Annotated in this window: 15 protein-coding genes; 7 read left to right on the top strand and 8 right to left on the bottom strand. The window is 42.5% G+C overall.

Annotated elements, in window-relative coordinates; all coding sequences use genetic code 11:
• Positions 1-195: 195 nt before the first annotated feature.
• From fecE to A3GE_RS0110700, 8 genes are all read right to left on the bottom strand, one after another.
• Positions 196-966, bottom strand: coding sequence for a Fe(3+) dicitrate ABC transporter ATP-binding protein FecE (gene fecE / locus A3GE_RS0110735; protein WP_026215486.1), 771 nt, complete (start codon positions 964-966; stop codon positions 196-198).
• Positions 963-1,958 (bottom strand): Fe(3+) dicitrate ABC transporter permease subunit FecD, encoded by a 996-nt coding sequence (gene fecD, locus A3GE_RS0110730; protein ID WP_018357262.1) that lies wholly within the window; start codon positions 1,956-1,958, stop codon positions 963-965. Before fecD ends, fecE begins: the two co-directional genes overlap by 4 nt.
• On the bottom strand, positions 1,958-2,944 hold the full coding sequence (fecC, locus tag A3GE_RS0110725; protein WP_018357261.1) for an iron-dicitrate ABC transporter permease FecC: 987 nt from the start codon (positions 2,942-2,944) through the stop codon (positions 1,958-1,960). The genes fecD and fecC overlap by 1 nt, the downstream gene beginning before the upstream one ends.
• Entirely contained in the window at positions 2,945-3,838 is an 894-nt protein-coding gene (locus tag A3GE_RS0110720) for a Fe(3+) dicitrate ABC transporter substrate-binding protein (protein ID WP_018357260.1), read from the bottom strand.
• 247 nt (positions 3,839-4,085) lie between these two features.
• On the bottom strand, positions 4,086-4,757 hold the full coding sequence (locus A3GE_RS0110715) for a TerD family protein (protein WP_018357259.1): 672 nt from the start codon (positions 4,755-4,757) through the stop codon (positions 4,086-4,088).
• 51 nt (positions 4,758-4,808) lie between these two features.
• A complete protein-coding gene (locus A3GE_RS0110710) occupies positions 4,809-5,384 on the bottom strand; it encodes a TerD family protein (protein WP_018357258.1) in 576 nt (191 codons plus the stop codon).
• 33 nt (positions 5,385-5,417) lie between these two features.
• Positions 5,418-5,786: a hypothetical protein gene (locus tag A3GE_RS0110705; RefSeq protein ID WP_018357257.1), complete on the bottom strand. Its 369-nt coding sequence runs from the start codon at positions 5,784-5,786 to the stop codon at positions 5,418-5,420.
• A 24-nt stretch (positions 5,787-5,810) separates the two neighbouring features.
• Positions 5,811-6,857 (bottom strand): TerC family protein, encoded by a 1,047-nt coding sequence (locus A3GE_RS0110700; protein WP_018357256.1) that lies wholly within the window; start codon positions 6,855-6,857, stop codon positions 5,811-5,813.
• Between the two features lie 146 nt (positions 6,858-7,003).
• Between A3GE_RS0110700 and A3GE_RS0110695 the strand changes: the two genes are divergently transcribed.
• The 7 genes from A3GE_RS0110695 to lptD all read left to right on the top strand — a co-directional run bounded on the left by A3GE_RS0110695 (position 7,004) and on the right by lptD (position 14,422).
• Entirely contained in the window at positions 7,004-7,438 is a 435-nt protein-coding gene (locus A3GE_RS0110695) for a helix-turn-helix domain-containing protein (RefSeq protein ID WP_026215483.1), read from the top strand.
• A gap of 205 nt (positions 7,439-7,643) precedes the next feature.
• Entirely contained in the window at positions 7,644-9,572 is a 1,929-nt protein-coding gene (locus A3GE_RS0110690) for an ABC transporter ATP-binding protein (RefSeq protein ID WP_018357254.1), read from the top strand.
• Positions 9,573-9,574: 2 nt separating this feature from the next.
• The gene (locus A3GE_RS0110685; RefSeq protein ID WP_018357253.1) at positions 9,575-10,117 is read left to right on the top strand and encodes a DNA topoisomerase family protein; all 543 of its coding nucleotides are present in this window, start codon (positions 9,575-9,577) and stop codon (positions 10,115-10,117) included.
• Positions 10,114-10,665, top strand: a complete 552-nt coding sequence (gene tsaC, locus A3GE_RS0110680; RefSeq protein WP_018357252.1) for an L-threonylcarbamoyladenylate synthase type 1 TsaC — start codon at positions 10,114-10,116, stop codon at positions 10,663-10,665. Before A3GE_RS0110685 ends, tsaC begins: the two co-directional genes overlap by 4 nt.
• Positions 10,666-10,667: 2 nt before the next feature.
• The gene (gene aroE / locus A3GE_RS0110675) at positions 10,668-11,486 is read left to right on the top strand and encodes a shikimate dehydrogenase (protein ID WP_018357251.1); all 819 of its coding nucleotides are present in this window, start codon (positions 10,668-10,670) and stop codon (positions 11,484-11,486) included.
• Positions 11,483-12,031 carry a DNA-3-methyladenine glycosylase I gene (locus A3GE_RS0110670; RefSeq protein ID WP_018357250.1) on the top strand — a complete coding sequence of 183 codons (549 nt, stop codon included), beginning with the start codon at positions 11,483-11,485 and terminating at the stop codon, positions 12,029-12,031. The genes aroE and A3GE_RS0110670 overlap by 4 nt, the downstream gene beginning before the upstream one ends.
• 45 nt (positions 12,032-12,076) lie before the next feature.
• On the top strand, positions 12,077-14,422 hold the full coding sequence (gene lptD, locus A3GE_RS0110665; RefSeq protein WP_018357249.1) for an LPS assembly protein LptD: 2,346 nt from the start codon (positions 12,077-12,079) through the stop codon (positions 14,420-14,422).
• The last annotated feature ends 42 nt before the right edge of the window (positions 14,423-14,464 follow it).

The following is a 14,464-nucleotide window of genomic DNA, read 5'->3' as shown; positions in this document are numbered from 1 at the left end:
ATTAAATCTGCACCTAAATGTTGGTAAAACCCAACAGATTAAGGTGCAGATTTTTTTATTGCTTGTTGATTTGGGGGAAATTCATCTAATGATCCAAACACAGAACGATAAATTTTAGATAATGGTATCGGTGATCCTGAATGTGAAGCATAGGTAAACCGAACAAAAATATAATTTATTAGAAATTGTAGAATGTTATGATTTAAAGACAAACATCGGCGTTTGGCTGACGGGATCGGCGTGAATTTCGACATCCAGATCGAATACTTGTTTCAGCAGTCGTTCACTCATTACCTGTTTCGGTGTACCCTGTTTAACCAATTCACCCTGTTTCAGAACAACCAAATGATCGCAGTAGCGGCAGGCTTGATTGAGATCGTGTAATACTGTGATAACTGTTTTGCCCTGTTTCTGTAAGGTACGCATCATTGTCATTAGCTCGGCTTGATGGCTGAGATCCAAATAGGTGGTCGGCTCGTCTAGTAAAACAGTTTCAGTATTTTGTGCCAGCACCATCGCCAGAAACGCTCGTTGTTGCTGACCACCGGAAAGGCTTGTCGCCGGATAATCGGCAAATACTGTCATTTGGGTAGCCGCTAACGCTTGTTCCACTAAGCTTTCATCTTGCGGGCTTAATCGCCCCCATAAATTCAGATAAGGAGAACGTCCGAAAGAAACTAACTCTCTCACGCTGATCCCCTCAGGAATAATCTGTTTTTGCGGTAAGAATGAAAGGGTTTTGGCATAGGTTTTTGCAGATTTTTGCCAAATATCGACCGCTTGATAGTGAATTTTTCCCGATTTAGGCTTCAGCAAACGGGCAAGAGCTTTCAATAGAGTAGATTTGCCACAACCGTTTGGCCCAAGTAATGCCGTAATTTGGTTTTGTGGAAAGGTGATGTTTAGATTTGGGATAATAATAGTCTCTTGGTAAGCCAGTTGAAGATCGGTAACAGCAAGCATTATTTTATTCTCATAAGTAAATAGAAAAAGTAGGGTGCTCCTAAAATGGCAGTAAGAATACCGGCGGGAAGTTCAATGGGGGGAGCGATGACACGGGCCAAAATATCCGCCAGCAGTAGTAATATCGCCCCTAATAAAAAGGCGGTCGGAAGTAAGCGGCCATGTCTTCCGCCCACAAGATAACGTGCCAAATGCGGTGCGGCTAAACCAAGAAAGCTAATCGGGCCGCAAACAGCAACTGCCGTAGTAGCGAGGGCAACAGCCAAGAGTAAAATGGTTATTTGTGTTGCCTGCAATGGCACACCAAGGCTGGCGGCCTTTTGCTCACCTAAGGATAAGGTATCTAAATCTCGACAAAATACCACACTCAGCGGTAATAATATGCAGAGGAGTGGCACGGCAACCGAGACATAATTCCAACTGCGTCCCCACAAACTGCCGGTCAGCCATAGCATTGCGACGTTAATGTCCATTGGGTATGAGAGCATCAGATAGTGACTGAGAGCGACCCATAAACTCGCCAATGCCACACCAACAATCGCCATTTTTATCGGGCGAAAATCTCGTCCACATAGCCACCAAAGTAATAAAAAAGCACTTACACCACCGATAAAGGCGGATATAGGTAGCCAATAGAAATCAAGAGCAGGGAAGAACAGTAAGCATACTACGGCGACTAGCCCTGCTGCGCTATTAATGCCTAAAATATCCGGCGAAGCGAGTGGATTTCTGACGATACTTTGAATCAATACCCCCGAAACTGCCAATGAACCGCCAATCACAACTGCCAGTAAAGTGCGGGGAAGACGGTATTCCATTAAGGTAAAAGCGTAAGGATGAGCAGGGTTTTGTACAATGTCAAAAATAGTTCGCCAAGATAGGCTCACCGTACCGAATTGGAGGTTTGCCATTATTAGTCCTAATAATATTGGCAAACAGACAAAATAGAGGCTTTTTTGTAAAAAAGTGCGCGGAACTGACCGTGTGTTTACCATTATGTCTGTTTTCCTCGTGCAAATAGGATAAAAATTGGTGCTCCGATCAGCGCTAAAATTGCTCCGGCGGGGATCTCACTAGGAAAATTGACCGCTCGCGCCATAATGTCGGCAAACAGCATCAAACTTGCACCGAATAGCATTGCTATCGGTAGTGCTTTTCGAAGATCATAACCTATCCAATAACGTGCAAGGTGGGGAATTAATAAGCCGATAAAAGCAATCGGACCGGCAATAGTAACGCTTGAACCGACAATCAGTAGTGCGACGACATTACTTAACCAACGGATGAGGGATAAATTTATCCCTAGTGTTTGTGCTGATTCATCGCTTAAATGAAGTAAGTTCAATCGGCTGGCAAATAGTAGGCTAAACAGTATCGTGAGTAAAAAGAAAGGGAATGCCACTTGCCATTCGCCCCAACGAACGTGTGCTAAACCACCAGCCAACCAATTCATAATATTGGCGGCGTGATCTTCGGCAATGATGATGACCAGTTTGGTCAATGCGGCGCAAAACAGCGATACCGCAATGCCGGCTAGAATAACTCGCTGGCGATTTGCATTCAGTTGCCAACCTCCGCTAATCATCATTACCAACAACCAGCTAAGACCACCGCCAAGACTAGCGATCAGTGCAATACTGTAATGGTGAGAAGTTGTCGGTAATACAGCGGTGGCAATGACCATTGCTAAACTGGCGCCGGCATTGACGCTTAATAGCGAGGGAGATGCAAGCGGGTTGCGGGTAATCGTTTGAAGCAGTGTGCCGGCAACGGCTAAATTTGCCCCCATTATTGCAGCTGTTAATGCACGGGGTAAACGAAGATCAAAGACAGTGATTTGGACGATTTCATCCACTGACTGCCCAAAAATACTAAGGCTGTCCAAGGCTGAAATCGGGGTGGGGTAATAGAGAAATAGGCCTCCCCATATTAGCAGAAGTAAGGTGATAATCGGGAGAGCCCAACGTAGCAAAAGTGCCATCTATTTTGTATTTGTCAAAAAAGTTTGCAGCTGCTGTGCCATTAGTTCTGCTGCTTCGATCCCTCTTGCTCTTGCCCAAAGGTTACTGTCCACGGTCAAAATGCGTTGTTGTTTTACCGCCGGAATCAATTTCCACAGGGCTTCGCTTTGCCATTTTTTCGCAATGCTTTCGTCTCGGTAGTGAGTAATAATCATTAGTTCCGGTTTTTCTGCTACGACTTGTTCTAAGCCGACCAACGCACTGGGTTTGTTATCGGCAGGGGCTTTAGGCATTGTAAGCCCCAAGGCCTCAACTAAACCACCGGCATAGGATTCATTATTGTATAAACGAAATTCCGTTTCACGGGAAATGCCAATGATTGTTTTATATCCTTTCGATAGTTGCTGGGCGATATCGCTTATCCGCCGTTGATGTTGGGCAATGCGTGCCTGCATTTGATCGGATTTGCCGAGTAAATCACCAATTTTTTGGGCTGTTTCAAGGTTTTCACGGTAATTTTCATTGCGGGAATTAAATACAACTGTCGGCGCGATCTTTTTTAGTTCTTCATATACACCGCTGTGACGGTTTTCATCGGCAATGATTAAATCCGGTTTGAGCGCCGAAATAGCTTCAAGGCTTGGTTGGGAACGTGTGCCGACCGATTGCCATGGTTGAATTTTGTCCCGTACCTGCTGCAATATACGGGTTTTGTCATTGTCATCTGCCACACCGATAGGACTAACACCGATTTGCGCCAACGCATCAACATAAGAGTATTCCAAAGCAACTACCCGTTGTGGCACATACTCTAAGCTGAACTCGCCCTTTTGGTCTTTTACTGTGACGGCGGAGGTAAAGCCACTGAATACCAGTACGGCGGCAGCGAAAAGAAATTGATATAATTTAGACATCACTGTTTTCCTGTTAAAAGTAAAAAGCGCCAAATTATAACATACTTTAGTTATTGAGAATAATTCTTTTTTGTTATTTGAGATGTGTCTATTTTTGCCAATATCTCACCGCCTGCAAGCGCCTATTTTGCCAATTCAGGCAAGCGGATATTTATCGTTGCCCACCTTGCTTGCTTTTGTCGAAGTGATTATATTTCATAAAAAAAGCCACTTTCTAAAAGTGACTTTTTACTCTCACGAAAATACTTTACTTTGACCCGGTTCCCCAACTAAAGCCCCAACCATAGTACCTATCGCACTCTTTATGTCCCTTATGGAAAGTAATTTCTTTGCGAACTGCCATCTGTTTTCCATTAAATTCAATAGAAGCAATCGCACAAAATGTTCTCGGATCGGTTTGTCTGCCCATTTCCACCACAATATCGGGCTGTCCGGGCACTTTCACCGTAACAACGGCGTCAGATTCTCCCCATTTTGCGATACCATCATAAATAAAACAGTACACAATGATACGGCGGATAGCCTCTACTCCACTTGGATTGACCAAAATATTCTCACCGGATTGGCTGCCCGAACCTCTATCATCGCCACAATGCCAAATCCAAGGTGCCTGAGTATAGCAACCTTGACGGGTTCTCTGATTTTTCGCACCGCCCCGATTGTGGGAAAATTGCAATCCGTCAATAACAGATGCCTCGCCATTATTCAATTCGTAATAACAACCCAAATCCAAATCAATATCCTGATTTTTATTAAACAAATTAGCGAACAGCCCTGCATTTTTCTTTTGCGTCCAATTTAAATTAATCGTAATTTGTTCATTACTCTTTGAAAGATCGACTCGGTGAGAATCCCCCGATTTTTCTAACACCACCTTGCTCAGTGAAATTTTCGGTTTTTTCGTTACATCTATTGCCATTTTGTTTCTCCACAAAGAAAAATAGGTAATCGCTTACCTATTTCGCTGTTATTAGATGCTAATACCGTAATTTCTTGCTAGAGCAGCCAATCCACCCGCAAAGCCTTGACCGACGGCACGGAATTTCCATTCCCCATTATGACGATAAATTTCACCAAAAATCATCGCTGTTTCTGTTGAGGCATCTTCGGTTAAATCAAAGCGGGCAATTTCTTGATTATTATCACCGTTTACACAACGAATAAACGCATTAGACACCTGCCCGAAACTTTGTTTGCGACTTTCAGCATCGTGAATAGTAACCGTTACCGCAATTTTCTCAATGGCCGTTGGCAATTTATTCAAATGTACGATTAAACTTTCATCGTCTCCATCACCTTCACCCGTGCGGTTATCACCCGTGTGTTCGACACTGCCATCGGCGGCAACTAAATTATTGTAGAAAATAAAATCGGAATCTGACCGCACTTTTCCACTTGATGTGAGTAAGAATGCACTTCCGTCAAGGTCAAATTCTGCGCCATCTGTTGAACGGGTATCCCAGCCCAAACCAATGACTAATTTTGTTAACCCTGGAGCGGATTTACTTAAACTCACGTTACCGCCTTTTGATAAAGATACTGACATTTTGTCTCTCCTGTTATGGTTGATTAAATAAATTTAACGACAGCTTTGGGTAGGATTACCCGCTTTACGATTTAATTCTTGTGCAGCTTGGCACGCAGAATGAGATTGTTTTCCTGCACAATGTTGATTAAACCAATTTGTCCACTGGTTGACTTGATTCACTTTGCGGTTATATTCAGCTATGTCATAACTTGAATATTGATTTAAATAAGTCTTATTTAATGCCTTATCCAACCAATCTGCTTTGTTATAAATTTCTACACACTGCTTCATTAATTCATCACTAATGACGGGAACATAACTGCTTGTACTGGATGTTGGAGGCATTACATATTGTTGTGCGTTGAGAGAAAGAGAGCATAAAGATAAAAAAGTGATCAATATGCGTTTAGTCTTATACATATACTTAATCTCCTTAAATTTTATTTAATTTTCTGATTTATCTGGAAATACAAACGAAGCAATCACCCCTAACGCCAACACGCCTAATACAATCAATAAGCTGGTATTCGGGGAAATATGAATTCCCGTATCACCGATGGCATGATTCCAAGATTGAATGCCCATTTTGATGCCAATGAAAAATAAGAGAGCAATAATGGCTTTTTCGAGGTGTACTAAATATTTGGTTAATGCGGCAAGAATAAAATATAAGCTACGCAAACCGAGAATGGCGAAAATCATTGCGGCATAAACTAAGAGTGGTTCTTGTGTTACCGCAATCACCGCCGGCACAGAATCAAAAGCAAATGCCACATCGGAGGTTTCAATCGCCATTAGGCATAAAAAGGCAGGCGTGGCATAGCGTAAGCCTTTGCGTGTAATGGACGAGATCTGCTGAGCATTTAATTCAGCGTGTCTCACTATAAAACGCTCGCCAAATAATTTGGTATAGGTTGGAATCAGTTTACCCGTCCAACGTACGCTCCAATGGTTTGAATAGTCCTCAATTTCTTCATCATCATTCTCCCCCGCGGTTAGCATTTTGACGGCACTCCAAATCATAAAAGCCGCAAAAATAAAGCCAACATAAGGGCTTGCAGCAAATAATCCCGCTCCAATCACGACAAATACCGCACGGAAAATCAATGCCCCGATAATGCCCCAGTATAAGATTCGATGTTGTAATTTCCCCGTAATCCCAAATGAAGCAAAAATCGCCATAAACACCATTAAATTATCGACGGATAAACTTTTTTCCAAGACATAGCCCGCAAGGTACAAATCTGCCCACGCTTTATCAAAACGCCCCCACAAATAACCATAAAATGCCAATGCCAGCCCAATCCAAAACAGAGACCAGAGAGAGGCATCTTTGACCGTGATCTCTTTGTTGTTACGATGAGCAAAGAGATCCAAATAAACCGACAATGCAATCACCGCAAAGAAGATAATGACCGTTTCTAACGGAAAACCGAATGTGCCTAAATTAAAATTGAAAGACGAAAGGAAAGAGGAAAGAAAATCAGACATACTGAACCCTATCACAATGTAAACTTGCATAAAAAACAGATAAAACCTACAATCTATTCTAGTCTTTCGCGATAAATGAACCAGTAACGTAAACGGTGTGAAATTCTCTTTTTACGGTGCAAATTTACCAAAAAATGAGGTGTGTAATGGATTTGAAGGAAAAAATTAGGACAATGCGGGAAATTCGCAAATGGTCGCAGGAAGAAATGGCAGAAAAAATGAATATGTCGCTTAACGGCTATGCACGCATTGAACGGGGAGAAACCAAGCTCAGTTTGGAAAAACTCGAACAAATTGCGAATATCTTCAATATGGATGCCCTAGAATTTATGCAAACTGCAAATAAGGGCGTTTATTTTATGCTTAACGATTCCGCCGATAATAATAATGTTACCTATTACGGTAGTAATGAATTAAGTGCCGTAGAAATAGAAAAATTAAAATTAATTATTCAAAATAAAGACAATCTCATTTTATTTAAAGATGAATTAATAAAAAATAAAGATGACTTATTAGCACAAAAACAAAATGAAATTGAATCGTTAAAAGAAATTATTCGTTTGTTAAAGGCTAAAAACTAAAAGCTGATTTTTATCTTTATCACAAAATACAGGCGGTCAGTTTACAAAATTTTTTGGCAAACTGACCGTTTGTATTTAGATTATGATGTAATTCTTTGACGGAATAGACAATATCGTTGTTAAGGTATGAGTTCCGTTTTCGTGTCGTAGTTGGACTGTATCTAATTCGGCAAAATAGCCATAAAATCAGGCATATTTTATAAACATGATTATATTTAATAATATTTCCTTAAAACGTGGTCAAACGGAATTATTGGAAAATGCTACGGCGACTATTAATCCAAAACAAAAAGTGGGGTTGGTGGGGAAAAACGGTTGTGGCAAATCTTCTTTGTTTGCGTTATTGAAAAAAGAGCTTCAGCCCGAGGGGGGAGAAATCTCTTATCCGTCGAGTTGGGCGGTATCATGGGTGAATCAGGAAACGCCGGCGTTAGAAATATCCGCATTGGATTATGTAATTCAAGGGGATCGAGAATATTGTCGTTTGCAGGCAGAACTGGAACAGGCGAATGAACGCAATGACGGCAACGCCATTGCACGTATTCACGACAGGCTTGATGCCATTAATGCTTGGACGATTCAATCTCGGGCGGAAACGCTGTTGCACGGTCTGGGATTTACGCAGGCGGAAACGAAACATGAGGTAAAATCTTTTTCGGGTGGTTGGCGGATGCGGTTGAATTTAGCGCAAGCGTTGCTTTGCCCTTCGGATTTATTATTGCTTGACGAACCCACCAACCATTTAGATTTGGACGCGGTCATTTGGCTTGAACGTTGGTTAATGAATTATCAAGGCACGTTAGTGTTGATTTCTCATGATCGTGATTTTCTTGATCCTATCGTGACTAAAATTTTGCATATAGAGCATCAAAAGCTCAACGAATATACGGGGGATTATTCCTCATTTGAAGTGCAACGTGCCACCAAACTCGCTCAACAAGCGGCAATGTATCGCCAGCAACAACAAAAAATTGCCCATTTACAAAGTTATATTGATCGCTTTAAAGCTAAAGCCACTAAAGCAAAACAGGCGCAAAGCCGTGTGAAAGCCTTAGAACGAATGGAATTAATTGCGCCGGCGTATGCGGATAATCCCTTTACTTTTGCTTTTCGCCCGCCTGTTTCTTTGCCTAATCCTTTAGTGATGATTGAACAAGCGAGCGCAGGCTATGGCAGTGGGGAAAGTGCGGTTGAAATTTTGAGTAAAATTAAACTCAATTTTGTGCCGGGTTCCCGTATTGGATTACTTGGTAAAAATGGGGCGGGGAAATCGACTTTGATTAAACTTTTGGCGCAAGAACTGACCGCACTTTCCGGTACGGTACAGCTCGCCAAAGGTGTGCAATTGGGCTATTTCGCCCAGCATCAGCTTGATACGCTCCGTGCGGAAGAATCTGCCTTGTGGCATATGCAAAAACTCGCACCGGATCAAACAGAGCAACAACTGCGTGATTACCTCGGCAGTTTTGCTTTTCACGGTGATAAGGTGAATCAGCCCGTGTCCTCCTTTTCCGGTGGTGAAAAAGCTCGTTTGGTTTTGGCGTTGATTGTCTGGCAACGCCCGAATTTATTGTTGTTAGACGAGCCGACCAACCATTTGGATCTTGATATGCGTCAAGCCTTGACGGAAGCCTTGGTGGATTATGAGGGATCATTGGTGGTGGTGTCGCACGATCGCCATTTACTACGCAATACGGTGGAAGAATTTTACTTGGTACATGATAAACAAGTGGAAGAATTTAAAGGGGATTTAGAGGATTATCAAAAATGGCTGATGGAACAAAACAGCCAATCTGCCACAAAATCAGCGGAAGAAAATGTGCCGACAGAAAGTGCCCATTCCAACCAAAGTCGTAAAGAACAAAAACGCCGAGAGGCTGAATTACGCCAGCAAACTGCCCCGCTTCGTAAGAAAGTCAAACAGTTAGAAGAAAAAATGAATACATTGACCGAACAGCTTGCGGAAATTGAAAACCGACTTGCGGATTCTGCCCTTTACAGTGCTGAAAATAAAGAAAAACTGACTGCACTTTTGGTGCAACAAGTGGAGGCAAAAAAAGCGTTGGAAGCGGTAGAGACTGATTGGATGGAAAACCAAGAGATGCTGGAAGAAATATTATCGAATGCGGAGTGATTATGAACGAATCCCTTTTTCATCACACTAAACAAGAAGAACACTGCCCTAAGTGCGGTTCGATTTTGCAAATGAAGCAAGGCAAAAAAGGGTTGTTTTTGGGTTGTAGCGCCTATCCGCAATGTGATTATTTACGTCCTCTGCATCGAGTAGAGCATAAGGTATTGAAAGAGCTTGAGGAATCCTGTCCGCAATGTGGCGATTTATTACAGTTGAAGCAAGGGGCATTTGGGATGTTTATTGGTTGCCGTGCTTATCCGCAGTGTGATTTTGTGGTGCACGAAGAACAAAAAATAGACGCGCAAATACCCTGCCCCGAATGTCGGAAAGGAAATTTGGTGGCTCGCTGTGGGCGACAAGGTAAAACATTTTATGGTTGCGACAGCTTTCCCCATTGTAAATTTTCTTTACCGACACAGCCTTATGAAGCTCCTTGCCCGCAATGCGGTTTCCCCCTCGCCTTATTAAAAAGTGAAAAGGAAACAGGGCAACAAATGCAATGCGCCAATAAAACTTGTCGTCATATTTTTGAGATGTCCAAATGACTTTACAACAAATCGCCGTATATTTATTACAAGATCAGGTTGTTGCTTACCCCACCGAGGCGGTGTTTGGTTTAGGGTGTAATCCACTCAGCGAAAGTGCGGTCAAAAAATTGCTTGATTTAAAACAGCGTCCGGTGGAAAAAGGGTTGATTTTGATTGCGCCAACGCTGGATTTCTTGTTACCTTTTATTGATATTTGCGGTTTAAATGACACTCAACTTGCGAGATTAAAGGCTCACTACGATCGCCCTATTACTTGGGTCGTGCCGGCAAAATCGAATGTTCCCGCTTTTCTTACCGGAAAATTTAATCGCATTGCAGTACGTTTGACCGATCATCCTGCGGTGCAGGGCTTATGCGAAGCAACGGGTTTTGCTTTGACTTCAACGAGCGCGAATTTAACCGGTGCGCCTCCTTGCAGAACCGCAGAGGAAGTGCGGTTACAATTTGGTGAGGATTTTCCCGTGTTAGATTTGGCGGTGGGTAAAGCCAAAAATCCGTCGGAAATTCGTGATTTGATTACTAACCAACTTTTTAGACAAGGATAATTATGGATAGCTATGCGGTGTGGGGAAATCCTATTGCACAAAGTTTATCGCCCTGGATTCAAGGTAAATTTGCGGCACAAACCCAACAAGAGATGATCTATGAGGCAAAATTGGGTGATCCGGAAACCTTTGAGCAACAACTTGCCGTATTCTTCTCTTGTGGTGCAAAAGGCTGTAATGTGACTGCACCTTTTAAAGCGCGAGCCTATCAACTTGCCGATGAACACAGTGAGCGGGCTAGACTTGCACAGGCTTGTAATACGCTGAAAAAATTAGAGAATGGTAGGCTTTATGCCGATAACACGGACGGCGTGGGATTAGTGACGGATTTAGTGCGTTTAAATTGGACAAAACCGAATCAGCGTATTTTGATTTTAGGGGCAGGCGGTGCAACTCAAGGTGTATTATTGCCCTTATTACAAGCCCAACAAAATATTGTGTTAGCTAACCGCACTTTAGTAAAAGCTGAAGCCTTGGCGGAGACATTTCAGCCTTATGGCGAGATTCAATCGGTGGCGATGGATAATATTCCTTGCCAATCTTACGATTTGATTATTAATGCCACCTCTGCGGGTTTAAGCGGAAATACCGTCCCCGTCTCGGCGGATATCCTCAAATTGGGGCTGGCTTTTTATGATATGCAATACGCCAAAGGAGCAGACACGCCCTTTATTGCAAATTGTAAAAGTCTGGGGTTGGCGAATATCAGCGACGGATTGGGAATGTTGGTAGCGCAAGCGGCACATTCGTTCCGTTTATGGCGTGGAGTGATGCCGGATTTTACGAAGGTTTATAGCGAACTCAAAAAGGAGATTCAATGACAAGATGTTCGTGGGCAGGGGATTTACCCATTTACATTGCGTATCACGATAATGAGTGGGGCAAGCCGGAATTTGATAGTCAAAAGTTATTTGAGAAAATCTGTTTGGAAGGGCAACAAGCCGGATTGTCATGGGTTACCGTATTGAAAAAACGTGAAGCCTATCGTGCGGCATTTCATCAATTTGATCCCGAAAAAGTCGCAAAAATGACCGCACTTGATATTGATGCCTGTATGCAAAATGAAGGGCTGATTCGCCATCGTGCGAAATTGGAAGCCATCGTCAAAAATGCCAATGCTTATTTGGCGATGGAAAAGTGCGGTGAAAATTTCAGTGATTTTATTTGGTCCTTCGTGAACCATCGGCCCATGGTAAATGATGTACCGGATTTATCTGCCGTACCGACAAAAACCGACATTTCCAAAGCCATGTCAAAAGCCTTAAAGAAACGGGGTTTTGTCTTTGTAGGGGAAACCACTTGCTATGCCTTTATGCAATCCATGGGCTTAGTGAACGACCATATAAATGGCTGTTGTTGTAAATGATATTCCAGTATAATCGCTTCAATTTCATCAATGAAACATTGAATTATGAATAAAAAATATACTTTAATTTCCCTTTCTATTTTGACCGCACTTTATAGCCAAACGGGTTTGGCGGATTTGCGTGCTCAATGTTTGGTCGGCGTGCCTAAGTTTTCCGGTGAAGAAGTCGTCTCGAATAATCCAAATGATCTGCCTGTTTATATTGAAGCAGACGATGCGGAAATTAATCAGCCGACAAGTGCTATTTATAGAGGAAATGCGGATCTCAAGCAAGGTAATCGTCATTTGGTTGCCGATTCCGTGGAAGTAAAGCAAACCGGTGAAGGGGCAGCATTACAACGTTTTGCTCATGTGAGTGGTGGATTTGATTATAAAGACGATCAAATTAATCTGTTGGGGCAAAACGCGGATTTTAATTTGGATTCGAAAGACGGAAATGTGACGGAAGCCGATTATCAGTTGGTGGGTCGCCAAGGGCGGGGAAAAGCGCAAGAGATTGAATTGCGCAATAATACCCGTGTGATGAAAAATGCCACTTTTACTTCCTGCTTACCAAATGATAATGCGTGGGCGGTGGATGCCTCGGAAATTCGTCAGTATATTAAAGAAGAATATGCGGAAATGTGGCACGCACGTTTTAAAGTGCTGGGTGTGCCGGTATTTTATACCCCTTATTTGCAACTCCCTATCGGTGATCGCCGCCGTTCCGGTTTATTAATTCCGAGTGCAGGAAGTTCGAGCCGTGACGGGTATTGGTATTCCCAACCGATTTATTGGAATATCGCACCGAATTATGATGCGACCATTACACCGAAATATATGTCACACCGTGGTTGGCAATTAAACGGTGAATTTCGTTATTTAACGCCGGTTGGCGAAGGCAAAGTTGCCGGTGAATATCTAGGGCGTGATCGCTATGATAAATACTATAGCGAGGATCGTAAACGTCATCTTTTTTATTGGAATCACAGTTCGTCTTTCCTTCAAAATTGGCGTTTGAATATTGACTATACGCGTGTGAGTGATAAACGCTATTTCACCGATTTTACTTCTGACTATGGGAGTAGCACGGACGGTTATGCCAACCAATATGCCCGTATCGCTTATTATCAGCCAAATTATAATTTCGCCATTTCCGCCCGCCAATTCCAAATTTTTGATGAGGTCAATATCGGACCTTATCGGGCGATGCCGCAAATTGATTTTAACTATTATAAAAATGATTTAGCAAATGGCTGGTTAGACTTCAAATTATTTTCTCAAGCAGTGCGTTTTGATAATGATAGTACTCTTATGCCAACGGCTTGGCGTTTTCATCTTGAGCCAAGTTTAGCCACGGCAATGTCGAATAAATATGGTAGCCTGAATATTGAAACCAAACTTTATGCGACCCATTACCAACAGAAAAAAGGAAAAGGGGTAGGCGCAGAAGAGATTGAAAGTCGGGTTAATCGGGTCATTCCGCAAATTAAAGTGGATTTACAAACCGTTTTGGCACGGGATACCACCTTCTTAAAAGATTACACGCAAACCTTTGAACCGCGCGTGCAGTATTTGTATCGCCCATATCGTAATCAAAGCAATATCGGTTCGAGCCGTACTAGTGATTATTTGGGGTATGGTTACGATTCCTCGTTAGTTCAGCAAGATTATTATTCGTTGTTCCGTGATCGCCGTTATAGTGGGTTAGACCGTATTGCTTCTGCTAACCAAATCACATTAGGGGGAACAACCCGTTTTTATGATAGACATTCAACGGAGCGTTTTAATTTCTCTGCCGGACAAACCTACTACTTAACGGACTCTAAAATCGACAGTAATCCGGCAAATAGTACGCAGCGTTCTTCTTCCTCTTGGGCGTTGGAATCAAACTGGAAAATCAACGATAATTGGAACTGGCACGGTAGCTATCAATATGATACTCAGTTAAAGAAAACCTCATTAGCCAATACCAGCATTGAATATAATCCGGAAAGAAATAATTTAATTCAGTTAAATTATCGTTATGCGAGCCAAGCTTATATCGACCAAAATTTAGGGCGATCCGCTAATGCCTACAACCAAGATATTAAACAATTAGGTTTAGTGGCCGCCTGGGAAGTGACGGATAATTGGGCGGTAGTAGGAAAGTATTATCAAGACTTAGCCTTGAAAAAACCGGTAGAACAGTACCTTGGCGTACAGTATAACAGCTGCTGTTGGGCGGTTGGTGTAGGCGCAAGACGTTATGTGACAAGCCGCCAAAATCAAGGACAAGATGAGGTGTTGTATGATAACAGTATTGGTGTTACCTTTGAATTACGCGGTTTAGGTAACAATGATCACCAGAGCGGCATTCAAGATATGTTGGAGAAAGGTAAGTTGCCGTATATTAGGGCTTATAGTTTATAAGTTATGGGGACGCTCTAAACTATTCTCGGAATTAAAGGATAT

The sequence above is a fragment of the Rodentibacter pneumotropicus DSM 21403 genome, assembly GCF_000379905.1.
GTDB classification, from domain to species: Bacteria; Pseudomonadota; Gammaproteobacteria; order Enterobacterales; family Pasteurellaceae; genus Rodentibacter; species Rodentibacter pneumotropicus.
Note: the sequence above shows the minus strand (reverse complement) of the source record. Positions and strands in the feature narration are given on the sequence as shown.